This is a genomic window from Myxococcus sp. AS-1-15, assembly GCF_020037055.1.
GTDB lineage: Bacteria > Myxococcota > Myxococcia > Myxococcales > Myxococcaceae > Myxococcus > Myxococcus fulvus.
The window spans coordinates 195158-210669 of record NZ_JAIQDF010000005.1 but is presented as its reverse complement, the minus strand read 5'-3'; the positions used below and the strand labels follow the sequence as shown (position 1 = coordinate 210669).

The window sequence follows — 15512 nt, the reverse complement described above, 5'->3', positions numbered from 1 at the left end:
GGCACGGTTCGCCACGGATCCTCACATCTCGAAGGGTGCCCTGGAATCATCCCGCCGGTGCCGATGGATTCCAAGGCGGGGATTCACCCGCGTTCAAGTGCACGCACCCGGTAGGCCCGAGGTGAAATACCGAACGCTCGCGTGAAGCTCATCGTGAAATGGGACAGGTCACCGAAGCCGGATTCCAGTGCGATGTCCGTGACCCGGGTCCGACTTGCCCTGAGTAGATTCGCCGCCAGGCGCAACCGCATGGCGATGACCCACTGCCGGGGCGTCTGTCCCGTCACCGCTCGGAACACGCGCAGGAAGTGGAAGCGCGTCAGCCCCGCGATGCTCGCCAGCGTCTCCAGCGAGCAGTCGTCCGAGACATGGTCCTCGAGGTAGCGCAGCACGCGCGCCACGCTTCGGGCCTGTCGCTCGGAGAGCTCCACCCGTGTCGCGGCGGGCGCACCGCCCAGGCGCAGCGCGACGTCCAGCACGGACAGCACCACCTCGCGCAGCTCCTCCGCGTCGCCCGGCTCCAGGGCCTGCCGCGCCAGGAGGACCGCCTCCAGCGACCCGAGCGACGCGGGGACGCTCGTCCGCTCGAAGGGGCGCGTGTCCTCCGCCCGCGAACCCAGGAGGGCCTCGTCCAGCATCGCGTCCGAGCACTCGATGACGAGCGAGCGATCTCCTCCGTCATCGACGTGGCGGAACTCATACGGCGCGGCGCGATTGCCGAGCAGCAGCGCGCCCGGCCCCACCACCGCGTCCCCTTCGGGGCCTCGCGCGTGGAAGGCTCCGGACAGCACGACGCTGACGCAGACCCGCGCGTGCGCGCCTTCGACCACGGGGCTGTGGCAGCCCGCGCGACAGACGCAGTCGCTGACGTCGAACGCCTCGCCCTCCCCCAGCACGTGGTAGCCGGGGGCGCGCTCGGGGAGCACGGCAAGATTCCCAAAGTTCCGCGTCATGGGCCGATGCTACTCCGACCTCCGAGGGACGGAACCGTCGGTCAGGAGGAATGGCACATGGTGGGGTCGATGCGCGGCGTGCTGGTGACGTTGGGATTGCTGGGCCTGGGGTGCGGCGCGCACCCAGGCGGTGAGCGAATGACCGCGGCGAAGCGCGCCGACAGCTGCACGCCGGAGCTCTACGGCGCGGGCCTCTTCACCACCGGCGCCTGGGACTTCTTCATGGCCTTCTCGCCGGACCAGCGGCGCGTGCTCTTCGGCCGCGCGGATGACGCCTTCGAGCGCTTCACGATGTACGAGACGCGGCTCGACGCCAAGGGACGTTGGTCGCGGCCGGAGCTCCCGCGCTTCGCCAGGGAGTGGAGCAACGCGGACCCGCATCTGTCGCCGGACGGGCGCACGGTTTTCTTCATCTCGGACCGCCCCGAGCCGGGCGAGCCCGGACCTCGTGCCAGTTACGACATCTGGTCCGCGTCCCTGGGCGCCGATGGTGAGTGGGAGGACGCACGCCGACTGCCCGCGCCCGTCAACGACAAGAGCCGTGACGAGTGGTCTCCGGCGGTCGCCGCGAACGGCAACCTCTACTTCGGCGGAGACCTCCCGGGCACGCACGGAGGCAGCGACCTGTGGGTCTCCCGCTGGGTCGACGGGGCCTACCAACCGCCGGAGAACCTGGGGGCCGCCATCAACTCCTCGATGCACGAGCTGGAGCCGTGGATCGCCCCGGACGAGAGCTACCTCATCTTCAGTGCGTTGCGCCGACCCGATGGATTGGGCCGATATGACCTGTTCCTCAGCCGCAAGGTCGACGGCAAGTGGGAGCCCGCGCGGAGGCTGTGCGCGGGCATCAACACGCGCGACAGCGAGTACAACCACAGCGTGTCGCCGGACGGGAAGTGGCTCTACTTCAGCAGCACGCGGCCGTTCTCCGGAGACGTGGGCGAGCGCTTCGACACGCCCAGGGATGACGCCAGCCTCCAGGGCATCGGCAATGGCACCGGGGACATGTACCGCATCCCGATGAGCGCCATCGGCCTTTGACCTCAGGCCCGGAGCGTGGGCGAGCCCGTCTTCCGGACCGCGCCGGGAGACACGCCCATGAAGCGCTTGAAGGCGCGACTGAACGCGGCCTCGGACTGATAGCCCATGCGCGTGGCGAGCTCCCCCAGTCCGGGGCGCTCGTCCTTGAGCGCCGAGTGCGCGACGTACATCCGCCACCGCGCGAGGTAGTGCATGGGCGGCTCGCCGACCCGCTGGGTGAAGCGCGCGGAGAACGCGGAGCGGGACATGGCCACGCTCGACGCCAGCGAGGCCACCGTCCACGGACGCGTGGGCTCGCGGTGGATGAGCGCGAGCGCGCGGCCCACGTCGGGGTCCTGAAGCGCGCCCAACCACCCTGACTTCGCCTGGGAGTCCTGCGCCATCCACTCGCGCAGGGCCTGCACCACGAGCACGTCCGCGAGCCGCGTGATGACCGTCTCGCCACCGGGCCGCAGCTCCTGGGCCTCCGCGGCCATGAAGCGCAGCGTGCTCTGGAGCCAGTCCATGCGCGGTGAGTTGGACGGCTCCACCAGGATGATGCCCGGTAACAGGGACATGAGGTGTCGCGCGGCGGGATGGTCCAGCCGGACGGCGCCGCAGATGAGCGTCGTGGGCGCGCCACCGCCGCCGTGCCGGAGGATGGAGTAGCGCTCGCTCACCAGCTCCTCGGAGAGCTCCTCGAGCCTGCGCGCGGGGCCGCCGCGCTCGTGCACCAATCGATGTCCCGCGCCATGCGGCACGAGCGCGAACGTGCCCGGCTGGAGCAGCCGCGCCTCCACACCTTCGACCTCGAGCCAGCACTGTCCCGTGGTGACGACGTGGAACATGAGGCTCCCCTCCGTCGCGGGCAGATCGAGCCCCCACGGCGCCGTCAGCTCCGAGCGGCAATAGAACGTGCCGCTCATCCGCAGGAAGTGCAGCGCCTCGCCCAGCGCGTCGACCGGGGGTCTGAGTTCAGCCATGTCGTGACGATGCGCCCTGCCCTCCTCCAAGTCCAGCCCCTCCTGGACGAACGAGCATGAACCAGCGACTTGGTGTCATTGAGAGTCCCGGTCCTGGGCCCGATATTGGACTCCAGGCAAGCCAATGCCGTGGGGCCTCGGGCCCCGGGAGAACACATGCTGACCGTGATGGGAGCGACCGGGAACACCGGCAAGAAGGTGGTGGAGCTGTTGTTGGAGGCGGGCCAGGACGTGCTGGCCCTGGGACGCTCGGAGGAGCGCTTGGGCGAGCTGGCGGCGAAAGGCGCCAAGGTGCTCGCGGGCGATTCGGAGGACTCGGCGTATCTGACGCGGGCCTTCCGTGGCGCCGAGGCCGTCTACACGCTGCTCCCCACGGACCGCGAGTCCGCGAGCTACCACGAAGCCCAGCGCCGCAAGGGCGAGGCCATCGTCCAGGCGCTGCGTGACAGCGGCGTGCGACACGTCGTCGCGCTGAGCAGCCTGGGCGCGGACCTGGCCGAGGGTACGGGTCTGCTCGCCACGCTGCATGCGCAGGAGCAGCGTCTCCGGACGCTGAAGGACACGCACGTGCTGCTGCTGCGTCCGGTGTCCTTCTTCGAGAACTTCCTCGACGCGCTCCCCGTCATCGAGCATGAGGGCGTCAACGCGGACTCCGTCACGCCGGACCTCGCCCTGCCGATGATTGCGTCACGCGACATCGCGGAGGTCGCTGCCCGAGCGCTCGTTCGACGCGACTGGACGGGCGTCGTCGTCCGCGAGCTGCTCGGTCCCCGGGACCTGAGCTACCGCGAGGCCACCCGCATCCTCGGGGAGCGACTGGGTCGCCCCGGTCTCGACTACGTGCAGCTCCCGCCCGAGGCGATGCAACAGGCGCTCATGCAGGCCGGAATCTCCGAGACGTTCGCCGGGCTCTATGTCGAGATGACACAAGCCTTCAACACGGGGCGCATCCAGCCTCGCGCGGGCAGGACTCCCGACAACACGACCCCGACGCGGTTCGAGGACTTCGTCGCCACGCTCCGGTGAACACCATGCTCGAAACCCTGCTGCCCCTCCTGACGTGGGCGTCCCTGCTCGGCTGCGGCCTGATGGCGGGCGTGTGCTTCGCCTTCTCCACCTTCGTGATGAAGGGCCTGGAGCGAGTGCCTCCGGCGACGGGCATCGCCGCCATGCAAGGCATCAACACCGCCGTGATGCCGAGCGTGTTCCTGGGGGTGTTCATGGCCACCGCCCTCGCCTGCGCGGGGCTGGTGGTGTGCTCGGTGTTCACCTGGGCCCAGCCGGCCGCGCGCCTGCGACTGCTGGGCGGCATGCTGTACCTGGTGGGCTGCTTCGGGGTGACGGCCGGGTTCAACGTCCCGCGCAACGATGCGCTGGCGAGGCTCTCCGCACAGAGCGCGGAGGCACCGGCGTACTGGGCGCGCTACCAGTCGGAGTGGACGGCCTGGAATCACGTGCGGACCCTGGCGTGCCTGGGTGCGCTGGTGAGCCTGGTGCTGTCGCGGGACTGAGGCGTCAGTCCACCTTCGCCACGCGGTTGCGGTCGCCGAGGAACTCCTCCACGCCGTGCGCGATGGCCTTGGCGACGTCCGTCTGGTACGCGCCCGAGGCCAGCCGCTTCTCCTCCTCCGGGTTGGACAGGAACGCGGTCTCCACGAGGATGGCCGGCATCTTCACGCCGAGCAGCACGTAGAACAGCGCCTCCTTGTGGCCCAGGCCCTTGATGTCCGAGTACTTGCGGGACAGCTCCGTCACCAGGCTGCGCTGCACCTGGTTCGCCAGCCGCGAGGACTCCTCGGTGTTCGCCTTGGTCGCCAGGTCCGCGAGGATGAACTGCAAATCGCTGATGCCCTTCTCCGACGACGCGTTCTCGCGCGCCGCCAGGCGGATGGAGTAGCGGTCCGCGGACGTGTTCAGCGTGTACGTCTCGATGCCGCGCAGCTTCCGGCTGGTGGCCGCGTTGCAGTGGACGGAGATGAACAAATCACCGCGCTCGGTGTTGGCGAACTTCGCGCGGTCCTCCAGGCGGATGAAGCGATCATCCTCGCGCGTCAGCACCACCTCCAGGCCCTTCTCGCGCAGCAGGTCCGCCAGCTTGAGGGAGATGGACAGGGCCACCTCCTTCTCGCGCGTCCCCTCCTTACCGATGGCGCCCGTGTCGTGACCACCGTGACCGGGGTCGATGATGACGCGGCGGACCTTCAGCCCCAGCTGCTCGGCCAGCGTCAGCTCCGCGCGGCGCGACTGCTTCGCCACGGCCTTGAGGCGCGCCTGCGCGACCTCGTCGTCGACGGGACGGGTGATGGGCTTGGGGGGCTCGACCGGGCTCTTCTGCTCGGCCTTCGGGGCCTCGGCGACCTTGACGGGCTCGGGCTCCGGACGGCGCTCCTGCGCGCGAGGCGTCTCCGACTTCGCCGAGGCGACCTCCACCGGCGCGGACGGCTTCACGTCCACCGCGGGCGTGGGCTGCGACGCCGGCTCGGCCGGCTTCGTCACGGAGGCGACCTTGCCCGTCTCCACCGGCTTCGACGTCTGGGACTCCTTGGCGGCCAGCGCCGAGGCGACGGCGGCGTCGAGGCCGCCCTTGCTCTCACCGGACGGCTCACCGCCCACGGGGGTGGTGGGGTCCAGGCGGGGGATGATCGGGGACGGCTCGCGGGCCAGCTTCTCGATGGCGCCGACGAGCGCGGACGCGGGCTTCTCGGCCGGTGACTCGACGTGGGCCACGGCGGTGCCCTTGTCCTCCTTCGCGGGGACGGGCGTGGGGGTCGGCTTGCGCGCGGGGGGCGGCGTGACCTTGGACGCGGGGAGCGAGGCGAGCAGCGCCTTCATCTCCTTCGTCTGGTCACCCTTGCTGTTGACGGCGAGCATCTCGGTCAGGACGCGACGGGCCTCCTCGGGGCGGTCCGTGCGGTGGACGTGGATGCGCGCGAGCGCCAGGGCGGCGTCATCGGCGAGCCGGTGCTTGGGGTATTCGGTACGCAGCTTGTCGTAGTCCGCGATGGCGGCCTTGAGGTCCTCCTCGACGAAGGAGATGCGGCTGAGTTCCTGGAGCAGCTCGCCCGCGGTGAAGAGGGCATCCGGGGCGCGGTCCGACTTGGGGTGGGCCTTGGCCACCGCCTGGAACTTGTGCACGACGTTGAGCCAGTGGTGGCGCAGCTTGCGCCGGGCGGCGTCGTCCTTCAGCGCGTAGTAGGCGCGCCGGGCTCCCTGGTAGGCGTCCTCGGCCTCGTTCCGCTTCGCGGCGCCCACCGTGCCCGGGACGAGCAGCAGGAGGATCAGCGCGAGCAAAAGGCGTGGGGACATGAAGAACCTCCGGCGGGCTGGGAGCTACAGGCGTGTGTCACACAGCCCCACGTCACCGGCAAATTTTCGACCCCCTCCGAGGGCTCGTCAGCGCAGCCACCCGAGCACGCCGGCCAGGTCCTGGTCGATGACCCGCGCCCAGCCGGGCTCCCGGGGCACCACCGCCGCGAGCACCTTGGTGCCGTTGCGCACCGGCGCCCTGCCCGGCCGTACCCGCGCGCGGACCTCCATCTTCACGTCCTGACGGAAGTAGTGCGCGGGGAAGACGACCTCGCCGCCCTCCTCCGGCAGCGGCCCGTCCGGCGTCAGCCACACCAGCGCGCCCAGGCGCAGGGGCTCCACCTCGGAGCGCACGAGCCGCTTCGCTTCGCGGGTGAAGAAGACTCCAGCGAGGAGCAACCCCAGGAGTACGCCCCAGGGGACCAGGTTGGTGCGCAGGGCCTGCGAACGGGCGAAGCGCTCCTCGCGGGGCTGCCCCGGAGCCGCGGGGTCCACCAGCAGCTTCACTGTCGCGCCCTTCCCGAGGCCCTCGGCGTCCTCGGCGAAGGTCCTGACGCCGGAGACGGAGTGCTCCACGTCCTGGAAGGTGTAGAGCACCTCCAGGGTGGCCTCGGCGCCGACGCGGGCATCGACGGGAGGAAGCCGGGTGGAGACGATGGTCCCGTCGACCTCCTCGGCGCGGGAGGTGAAGCCCTGCTCCTCCACGAAGTGGCGGCCGGCCCACAGGGCCACCGCGCCGAGCAGCGCCACGAAGGCCAGCCCGAGCACGGCGTCACGCGCGAGGCGGCCCACCGCGCCGGGGACCTGCGTCAGACGGACCTTCCGAGGTGCATGAGGGATGGCGAGCTGCATGGCGCCACGAGCCTACACGCGATCCGCCTTGGCGCCAGCCGCTCGCGCACGGGCACGAGCAAAGGAGCCTCAGCGAGGTGCTTGGGTCACGCCCTCGATGCGGGACGGTGAGCCCCGCGCGGCTTTTCGTCGACGCGGTCAGCCCTGCGCGGGGAGCTTCACCCAGACGCCGCGGAAGCGCTTCTTCGCCGGGTCCTTCAGCTTCTTGCACGCGGTGCCATCGACAGGGACGGTGCCGTCGTCGCTGAGCAGGAGGATCTCCTCCGCGTCCTCGGGCGTGAAGAACGCCTCCGGGTTGAAGCCCGCGAGGTCGACGGTGCTCGCGAGCACGGGCGCGTCGTCCCCGCCCAGCCAGGTGAACAGGCGCGAGGTGCCCGAGCCATCCGTGCCGCCGCTGATGATGAGGTACCGGCCGTGCCACCAGGACAGCGAGCGGATGCCCATGCCGCCCAGGTCCACGAGGCGGGGCTCCCCCACGCGCGCGGATTGCCCTTCGAGCACCATCTGCACGGGGTTGAGCACGGGCACCAGGAGCGCCTTGCCCTGCGGTACGGGGCTGCGGAAGCCGACGTAGATGGACGCGCCGTCCGCCATCGCCGTCATGCCCTCGATGTTGAGCCCGCCCTCGGCCTTGGGGGCGAGCGGCTCCGCCTCCGCGAGCCGGAGGCCCGACAGCTGCGGCGCCGCCAGCAGGTCATCGAGGAGCTGCGTATAAGGCCGGCCCACGAGCCGGGGTTTGCCGTCGACCTCCTCGGTGGCGAAGAAGCGCAGCCGGCTGGGGGCCTTCTTCCCGGCGCTGTTGCGTCCGTGAGACGTGAGCCAGAACGAGTACGTGCCCAGCCCCGTCGCCGCCTCGATGTCCGCCTCGGGGGGCTTCTTCTTGTGGGCCGGCAGCTCCAGGTCCGGAGACAGGTCCACGCTCTGCACGGGAGCGCCGCCGCGCCGCGCGTCGTAGACGCGGAGGATGTTGTCCTCGTCATCGCCCACGACGAACAGCGAGCCGCCGAGGGCCACGGCCCCGGAGGCATCACACATGCCCTCGAACACGAGGACATCCCGCCCCGAGCCCCCCTCGGCGGGAGCACTCTCGGACGCCGAGGACACACCACGGGCCGCACAGCCCGTCACGCAGATTCCCAGGATGATGGAGGCCAGCCTCATAGACCCCCAGATCTCGTCACGAGCCGGCCGCGCGGGAAGCCCCCGTGAGGTGAGTGTGGGCTGTGCGACAGTCCCCCGTGCCCCCATTGGGCGTCACCGCGTGACGCGTTTGCGTCTACCTGGGACGCAAGTGCGCGTGCGGCGCTCTGCCGGGCCCCACGGGTGCTGAGCCGGTACGCCCCTTGCTCAAGGGGCCCGCCAGGGTCCCGCGGAGGCGTTCTCGGAGGCCCCACCCCTTCCACGTGAGGCGCTCGCAATGAAGATCACCTTCGACGGCATCGACTACGAGACCGACGACACCTCCCAGAAGGACGCCCTCGCGCGAGCCATCGACACCTGCGCGGAGACGTGGAAGCTCGACCAGGCCATCACCGCGCTGCGCTTCAAGTCCTTCAGCAACCCGACCGTCGTCTCGACGGTCATCGCGTACATGGAGAAGCGGCGCACACAGCTGGATACGCCGCAGCTGACGTTCACCCAGGGCTTCGTCTTCCGGGATGATCGCAAGAAGTGCACGGTGTGCACGACGCCGCTGGAGCTGGAGAAGTACGGGACGGGGAGCGACTGGTTCAGCAGCTCGGACTTCAACCAGTTCATCTGCGGCTCCTGCGCGATGAAGAAGCCCACCGACATCAAGACCTGCTCGACGACGGGCTGCGGCCGGCTGTTCTGGTCCTGCACGCCCCAGACGACCTGCGCGGACTGCTACGCGCGGAAGCATTACGAGGGCCTGGCCTCCGGCACTGCCATCACCATGAGCCAGGTCAAGCTCGACGTCCCCCAGTACCATGGCGGCGTCTATGCGGAGACCCTCTTCCGCAACTTCATCAAGGCGCAGACGAACATCGACTCCATCTGCGTCAGCAGGAACAACGGCATCGACCTGGTCTTCATCACGAACGGCGACGACGAATACGACCAGCTGACGAACTGCATCGGCGCGGCCAAGACGGTCCACGTCAGCACCTCGCGCTACCCCTCCCGGGATCGCAAGTCGCGCATCGAGACCCGGCGCGGCCGCGTCATCCACTGCGTCGAGGTGAAGGTGAACGACGCGCAGTGCTCCAAGGCCCAGCGGAACGCCCAGGAGTTCGTCAATGACCGGATCAAGCGGGCGCTGAAGGGCGAATACGGCGACGACGCCCTGGAAGGCGCGGGGGCGGTCGAGCGGGCCATGAACGGGGGCGCCGAGTTCGAACTGCACCTCATCCGCGTGTCGATGCCCCGCTTCGGGAGCGACGAGTACACCCAGGGCGCGCCCATCACCGCGGTCCGCTACCCCTGGGGCGAGACGCGTGTCACCGGCGGCACCCAGATGACGCTCCTGGCCCAGTGCAACAGCATCACCTACATGGACAGCAGCTGGATTGGAGACATCGGCGAGCGCATCGCGATGCAGTTCCTGGAGCAGCTCGGGTTCGACATCCGGGGGCCGGTGCAGAACAACACCGGCAACGGCGTGGACATCACGGCCAAGCTCAAGCACACGCCCACCAGTCCCCGCTGGGCCTTCTTCGAGGTGAAGGCCAGCACCGCGAAGTTCCAGACGTCGCTGGAGCACGCGGAGGAGGAGCAGTGGATGTTCGTGATGGACCGCTGCTCCAAGGCCGTCATGCACATCCAGAACTACAAGGGCCTGGGCGCGTACCAGGGCAGCTCGGTCCACCCCACCGTCGCGACGGTCAGCGACCTGTTCTGGGACTTCCAGTCACCCGAGCACTGGGCGACCCGGGCCCTGTACTTCCGCGTGGCGGTGCGCCTTCCCAACCCGGGTCAGAACGACGCGCCGCAGGTGAAGCTGCTGGCGTGGGACAGCCCGCGCAGCCAGGGGACGAAGGCGCTGAAGAAGGACCCCATCCCCCAGCCGCTGTTCATCGGCTACGGAGGGTCATCGTTCCCCACGCCGACCACCACCGTGGGCAAGGTGTCGATCCAGACGTTCGCGCCCCACCCGTTTGGTGGACGCTACGACAACGTGCACTCCTGCTTCGTCATGGGCTGTGATTGCTCGCAGTTCGTCGCCTCGAGCCCTTTCTCCAAGACGTGCCAGACCTGTCTGCACGACCACGGGAGCTGAATACACAGTGCCCCCGAGGACTGTCTGCCCCATCCGGGCTCAAGACCGACCGAAATCCTGAACCCAATAGTTGTACGTGCTGCCCGGCGCGATGGCGTTACCGACGCCCGGGTGAGTCCTCTTGGAACGAAAGCAGACTAGTCAACTGTTGCAGCTTTTTGACTCCAAGGGGAGGCCCGACACATCTCGGGCACCCGGAACGCACGTGTGTACTATGGGCGCCCCTATGACCCACCATCGACTCTCGTGGCACCTGAGCATCCCCGCCCTCGCCGCGCTGTTCCTCCTCGTGGCCACGCCCGCCGTGGCCCAGAAGTCGATTCCTCCCGAGAAGGCACCTGCCAGCCCCCTCGCGATGACGGCGAAGATGCTGGACGACAACACCTACGTGAAGGTGACGTACCACTCGCCCCGCATCCAGGACCCCAAGACGGGCGAGAAGCGGCAGATCTTCGGCAAGCTCGTCCCCTATGGCGAGGTGTGGCGCCTGGGCGCGAACCAGGCCACGGAGCTGACCACCACCGGTGACATCGAGCTCGCCGGCAAGAAGCTCGCCGCCGGCACCTACTCGCTCTTCACCATTCCCCAGGCCGACAAGTGGACCCTCATCGTCAGCAAGGACGTGGGCCAGTGGGGCGCGTACAAGTACGACAAGACGAAGGACGTGCTGCGCGTGGACGTTCCCACCAAGAAGTCCGCCGACACCTACGAGGCCCTCACCATCACCATCGATGTGAAGGCCCCCGCGCTCAACTTCGCCTGGGAGAACACCCAGGTCTCCGTCCCCCTGAGCGTCGCCAAGAAGAAGTAGCCACCATCGCCGCGGCGCCGGGCGCAGGTCCGCGAACCTCGCCCGGCCCGCTGCTACTCCAGCTCGCGCTGGAGCTTCGCCAACAGGTTGAGCGCGTCCAGCGGCGTCAGGTTGTTGATGGCCGCTGACTTGAGCACCTCCAGCGCCTTCTGATGCGACGCGGGCAGCGCGGGAGCCGGGGCCACGGGCTCACCGAACAACCCCAGCTGTCCCGCCGCCACGGCCGCCTTCTTCGGGTTCTGCCGCACCGCGACCCGAGGCCGTCCCGCGTCGTCCAGCTCCCCGGACTCCAGGTTCTGGAGCAGCTCGCGCGCCCGACCCACCACCTCCGTCGGCAGGCCCGCCAGCTTCGCCACCTCGATGCCGTAGGAGCGACTCGCCCCGCCCGGAATCAGCTTCCGCAGGAAGATGACCTTGCCGCCCTGCTCCTTCACGGCGATGCACAGGTTCTTCACCTTGGACCGCTCACGCGCCAGGTCCACCAGCTCGTGGTAGTGCGTGGCGAACAGCGTGCGCGCGCTCACGTGGTCGTGCAGGTGTTCCGCCACCGCCCACGCGATGGACAGACCATCGAACGTCGACGTCCCACGGCCAATCTCATCCAGGATGATGAGGCTCTTGTTCGTCGCGTGGTGGAGGATGTGACTGGTCTCCGTCATCTCCACCATGAACGTCGACTGACCACGCGCCAGGTTGTCCGCCGCGCCCACGCGCGTGAAGATGCGGTCACACAGGCCGATCCGCGCGGCCTTCGCCGGAACGAACGAGCCCGCCTGCGCCATCAGCGCCGTCAGCGCCACCTGCCGCATCACCGTGCTCTTGCCCGCCATGTTCGGGCCGGTGATGACCAGCAGCTGCGCGTCCTCCGGGTCCATCCGCACGTCGTTGGGAACGAAGGACTCCCCCGCCCCCAGCATCCGCTCCACCACCGGATGCCTCCCGGCGGTGATGCTCAGCACCTCCGACGCGTCCACCTCCGGCCGCGTGTAGCCGTACTCCGACGCGCACCGCGCGAAGGACAGCAGCGCGTCCGCCGTGGCCACCGCCTCCGCCACGGATCGGATGCGCGGGGCCGCCTGCGCCACCTTCGCCCGCAGCTCCTCGAAGAGCTGCAGCTCCAGCGCGCACCGGCGCTCCTCCGCCGTCAGCACCTGCTCCTCGTGCTCCTTCAGCTCCGGCGTGACGAACCGCTCCGCCCCCACCGTGGTCTGCTTGCGGATGTAGTCCGCCGGCACCAGGTGCAGGTTCGACTTCGTCACCTCCAGGTAGTACCCGAAGACCTTGTTGTAGCGGATCTTCAGCGAGCCGATGCCGGTGCGCTCCTTCTCCCGCGCCTCGATCTTCAGCAGCACGTCCTTGCCGGACGTCGACAGCTCCACCAGGCGGTCCAGCTCCGCGTGGTACCCCTGCCGGATGAAGCCACCCTCCTTCAGCGCCACGGGAGGCTCGTCCACCACCGAGCGCGCCAACAGATTCGCCAGCTCCGGCAACGCCGTCAGCGGCCCCGCGAGAGACTGGAGCAACGGCGCCTGACACCGCGCCAGCGCCGCGCCCAACCGCGGCAGCTGCGCCAACGAAACCCCGAGCGCCCGCAGGTCCCGCGCGTTGCCCGCGCCCAGCGACAGCCGGCCCGTCAGCCGCTCCAGGTCCGCCACCTCCTTGAGGATGCCCGTCAGCTCCTCACGCCACACGCTCTTCGCGGACAGCTCCTCCACCGCGTCCAGCCGCGCGTGGATCTCCGGGAGCGACCCCAGCGGCGAGGCCAGCCAGCGCGCCAGCTTCCGCGCCCCCAGGCTCGTCACCGTCCGGTCCAGCACCCCCAACAGCGAACCCTTGCGCCCACCGTCCCGCTGCGAGCGCAGCACCTCCAGGTTCGCGCGAGAGGACTCGTCCATCAGCAGGCTGCCCGAGCGCTCCTGCCGGCTCAGCCGGTCCACGTGCGCCGCGGGCGTCTTCTGCGTGTCCTTCAGATACCGCAGCGCCGCGCCCGCAGCCCCCGTGGCCAGCGGCGCGTCATCCAATCCGAACGCCGACAGCGACTGCACCGCGAAGTGCGAGCGCAGGTAGCCCGCCGCCCGAGCCGGCTCGAAGGCCGCGACCTCCCCCTCCGCCACCGCCGGCACGCGAGGCAGCCGCGAGCACAGCTGCGCCACCTCCGCCGAGTTGCGCTGCCCCGCGGGCACCAGCAGCTCCCGAGGCTCCACGCGAGACAGCGACTCCGCCAGCTCCGCCGCCGAGCCCGCCTCCATCGCGAGGAACTCGCCGGTGGACGCCTCCAGCAGCGCCCCACCAAAGCCCTTCTCGTTCCAGTACACGGCGGCCAGGAAGTTGCTGTCGCGAGGCTCGAGCACCTCCTCGTCCAGCACCATGCCGGGGGTGATGACCCGCGTCACCTCGCGCCGGACGATGCCCGGCCCGCTGCCGGCCTCCTCCACCTGCTCGCAGATGGCGACCTTCAGGCCCTCGCCGATGAGGCGCGCGATGTACCGGCGCGACGAGTGGTACGGGATGCCGCACATGGGCACCTTGTCGGCGCCCTTGGCCCTGGCGGTGAGCGTGATCTGGAGGATCTCCGAGGCCTTCACCGCGTCCTCGAAGAACATCTCGTAGAAGTCCCCGAGCCGGAAGAAGAGCACCGTGTCCGGGTGCAGCGCCTTCACCTCGAGGTACTGGCGCATCATCGGCGTCAGGGACGCGATCTCCCTCGCGCCCGAGCCTTCGCTCGCCTTGTCCCCGTCCGGCGCGACGTCCTGCGTCGGGTCCACGGGAAGCTCCACCGCTGCTGCCTTGGCTGCCTTCATCTGCTGCGTCACGGCCATCCCCGCCCTTCTCTCATGCCCCCACCCCTGGATCAACGAACCGCTGACCCTACCCGCCCGGTTTCCCTATCATCCACCACCGACATTTCCGCTCGCGCCGTCGCGAAAACGGATGCAGCCGTCCATGGGCGAGTGCATCTTCCGCGCCGCCATGGAGTCGCCTCCCCCCTCGACCGCCCCCAGGACACGCAGCCCGACGCCCGTACCCGCGCTCTTCCGGGTGGCGATTGCTCCGCTCCGGGCCTTCTTCCAGCTCCAGACCAGCAGCGGCATCCTGCTGGCCGTGTGCGCCGTGCTCGCCATGGCCTGGGCCAACTCGCCGTGGGCCGCGTCCTATGAGGGCCTCTTCGACGCCCGGCTGTCCTTCGGGGTGGCGAGCACCCACGCGACCTTCACCGTCCGCCAGCTCATCAACGACGGGCTGATGACGCTGTTCTTCTTCCTCGTCGGCATGGAGGTCAAGCGCGAGCTGAGCGCCGGGGAGCTGCGCACGCCGGCCCGCGCCGTGCTCCCGCTCATCGCGGCCCTGGGCGGCATGGTGGTGCCGGGCCTGCTCTACGCCGTCATCAACGCGGGCTCTGCCGCGCAGGCGGGCTGGGCCATCCCCATGGCCACCGACATCGCGTTCTCCATCGGCTGTCTGTCGCTCGTCGGCTCACGCGTGAGCCACGGGCTGGTGGTGTTCCTCACGGCGCTCGCCATCTTCGATGACATCGGCGGCATCCTGGTCATCGCGCTGTTCTACGGCACCGGCGTGCACGGGGGCTGGCTCCTGGCCGCGGGCGCGGTGGTGGCGGTGCTGGTCGCGCTCAACCGCTTCTATGTCCGCAATGGCATCCCCTGGCTGCTGGCCGGCGCGGCGCTCTGGTTCACGATGCACCACGGCGGCATCCACGCGACGCTGGCGGGCGTGGTGATAGGGCTGTGCATCCCCTCGCGGCCCACGAGGCCCGGGCGCGAGGTGCTCGACGACCTGTCCGTCTACATCCGGGACTGCACCGGGCGCGCCGAGGACGAGTCCATGCGGGGCGCGCAGCTGCTCTACATCGAGGAGCGCCTGGAGGAGCTCGAGCCGCCGCTCAACCGCTTCGAGCACCTGTGGAAGGGCTGGGTGGCGTACGGAATCGTCCCCCTGTTCGCGCTGGCGAACTCGGGCATCCCGCTGGCGGGCATGGGCTGGGGAGACCTGCTGTCGCCCGTGCCGCTGGGCATCATCGTCGGCCTCTTCGTGGGCAAGCAGGTGGGCATCCTCGCCTTCACGTGGGGGGCTGTGCGGCTGGGCGTGTCGTCGATGCCGGGCGGCGGGAGCCTCGCGCAGCTGCACGGGGTGGCGGTGGTGGCGGGCATCGGCTTCACGGTGGCGCTGTTCGTGGCGGGGCTGGCCTTCGGGGACCAGCCCGCGGTGCTGAACGAAGCGAAGCTGGGCATCGTGGTGGGCTCGCTGCTGTCGGCGCTGGTGGGGTATGTCCTGCTGCGCTTCGTGGCGAAGCCGGCGGTCGCGGTCTAACGTCGTCGCGAGGAGAAAGCGTT

General features: G+C 69.6%; 12 protein-coding genes. 6 read left to right on the top strand and 6 right to left on the bottom strand.

Going from position 1 to position 15512, the window contains the following annotated elements:
- Positions 1 to 83: 83 nt before the first annotated feature.
- Entirely contained in the window at positions 84 to 953 is an 870-nt protein-coding gene (locus K8625_RS16665; RefSeq protein WP_223783267.1) for a helix-turn-helix domain-containing protein, read from the bottom strand.
- Positions 954 to 1010: 57 nt separating this feature from the next.
- Between K8625_RS16665 and K8625_RS16660 the strand changes: the two genes are divergently transcribed.
- Entirely contained in the window at positions 1011 to 1994 is a 984-nt protein-coding gene (locus K8625_RS16660) for a Xaa-Pro aminopeptidase (protein WP_223783266.1), read from the top strand.
- A 2-nt stretch (positions 1995 to 1996) separates the two neighbouring features.
- Here K8625_RS16660 and K8625_RS16655 read toward each other — a convergent pair whose 3' ends face one another.
- The gene (locus K8625_RS16655) at positions 1997 to 2956 is read right to left on the bottom strand and encodes an AraC family transcriptional regulator (protein WP_223748650.1); all 960 of its coding nucleotides are present in this window, start codon (positions 2954 to 2956) and stop codon (positions 1997 to 1999) included.
- A 156-nt stretch (positions 2957 to 3112) separates the two neighbouring features.
- Here K8625_RS16655 and K8625_RS16650 point away from each other — a divergent pair, with 156 nt between their 5' ends.
- Both K8625_RS16650 and K8625_RS16645 read left to right on the top strand, forming a co-directional pair.
- Complete coding sequence (locus K8625_RS16650) at positions 3113 to 3982, top strand: NAD(P)H-binding protein (RefSeq protein ID WP_223748651.1); 870 nt, start codon at positions 3113 to 3115, stop codon at positions 3980 to 3982.
- Between the two features lie 5 nt (positions 3983 to 3987).
- On the top strand, positions 3988 to 4467 hold the full coding sequence (locus tag K8625_RS16645; RefSeq protein WP_223783265.1) for a DUF1772 domain-containing protein: 480 nt from the start codon (positions 3988 to 3990) through the stop codon (positions 4465 to 4467).
- A gap of 4 nt (positions 4468 to 4471) precedes the next feature.
- Here K8625_RS16645 and K8625_RS16640 read toward each other — a convergent pair whose 3' ends face one another.
- The 3 genes from K8625_RS16640 to K8625_RS16630 form a co-directional block, all read right to left on the bottom strand.
- Complete coding sequence (locus K8625_RS16640) at positions 4472 to 6262, bottom strand: N-acetylmuramoyl-L-alanine amidase (protein WP_223783264.1); 1791 nt, start codon at positions 6260 to 6262, stop codon at positions 4472 to 4474.
- A gap of 87 nt (positions 6263 to 6349) precedes the next feature.
- On the bottom strand, positions 6350 to 7114 hold the full coding sequence (locus tag K8625_RS16635) for a DUF3592 domain-containing protein (protein ID WP_223783263.1): 765 nt from the start codon (positions 7112 to 7114) through the stop codon (positions 6350 to 6352).
- Positions 7115 to 7252: 138 nt separating this feature from the next.
- The gene (locus K8625_RS16630; protein WP_223783262.1) at positions 7253 to 8275 is read right to left on the bottom strand and encodes a DUF3616 domain-containing protein; all 1023 of its coding nucleotides are present in this window, start codon (positions 8273 to 8275) and stop codon (positions 7253 to 7255) included.
- A gap of 256 nt (positions 8276 to 8531) precedes the next feature.
- Here K8625_RS16630 and K8625_RS16625 point away from each other — a divergent pair, with 256 nt between their 5' ends.
- Positions 8532 to 10352, top strand: a complete 1821-nt coding sequence (locus tag K8625_RS16625) for a hypothetical protein (RefSeq protein WP_223783261.1) — start codon at positions 8532 to 8534, stop codon at positions 10350 to 10352.
- 226 nt (positions 10353 to 10578) lie between these two features.
- Positions 10579 to 11163, top strand: coding sequence for a DUF2911 domain-containing protein (locus K8625_RS16620; RefSeq protein ID WP_223783260.1), 585 nt, complete (start codon positions 10579 to 10581; stop codon positions 11161 to 11163).
- A gap of 53 nt (positions 11164 to 11216) precedes the next feature.
- On the opposite strand, the gene mutS is transcribed toward K8625_RS16620, so the two are convergent.
- Positions 11217 to 13982, bottom strand: a complete 2766-nt coding sequence (gene mutS, locus K8625_RS16615; RefSeq protein ID WP_223783259.1) for a DNA mismatch repair protein MutS — start codon at positions 13980 to 13982, stop codon at positions 11217 to 11219.
- A 151-nt stretch (positions 13983 to 14133) separates the two neighbouring features.
- Here mutS and nhaA point away from each other — a divergent pair, with 151 nt between their 5' ends.
- Positions 14134 to 15489, top strand: a complete 1356-nt coding sequence (nhaA, locus tag K8625_RS16610; protein WP_223748780.1) for a Na+/H+ antiporter NhaA — start codon at positions 14134 to 14136, stop codon at positions 15487 to 15489.
- Positions 15490 to 15512 lie beyond the last annotated feature (23 nt).